Raw genomic sequence first — 624 nt, forward strand, 5'->3', positions numbered from 1 at the left:
TTTTGCTGTTTATACTATTAATGAGCGGACGGTAGAAGAACCGATTGAAACCGTCACTCGTGAAGGTGTGGTGACGCAGATTCAACAGTTAAATCGGTTGCAGACCGTAGCTTTTAGCGTGGATACAGTGATTACCAGTGAGCGACAGGGCAGCTGGATGAAACTTTGGCAAGATGAGCAAAAAGGCTTGTTTATTGCTCGTGGTCGGGTAGATGCGGGTATAGATTTGAGCGCGTTGACGCCTGAGATGGTACAAGTCGTACAGCTTGAAGAGTCTAACGTAGGTGAAGATGAAGCACAGACGGCGAGCGACAATAATACCGCGATGATGCCGCAAATCAACATTACCTTACCGCCATCAGAGATATTTTCAGTGTATCTAGACGACTTGGAAATCTATGACTGGCAAACAGGTGCTTTTGGTTTGATGCAGGTTGATCCTAAGATACTCGCGCAAGCACAGACAATGGCAAAAAAAGAAGTGCTGGAGCGTGCGTGCCGAGGTGATGTGATGAATATGGCGCTAAAAAATGCCCAAATGCAGCTGCAACAATTGTTTGCGATGACTGGCGCAGTGGTGACTGTGACCACACAAGGAGCAGGGGCTTGCCGACTGCCAGTCAC

At 47.9% G+C, this 624-nt stretch carries 1 protein-coding gene; it reads left to right on the plus strand.

Translation table 11 applies throughout. The features are described from left to right. Positions 1-624: DUF4230 domain-containing protein (locus ACS8FD_RS21960; protein WP_439277427.1), on the plus strand; the 624-nt coding region annotated here is incomplete at both ends.

It is taken from the genome of Psychrobacter sp. 1U2 (assembly GCF_051847575.1).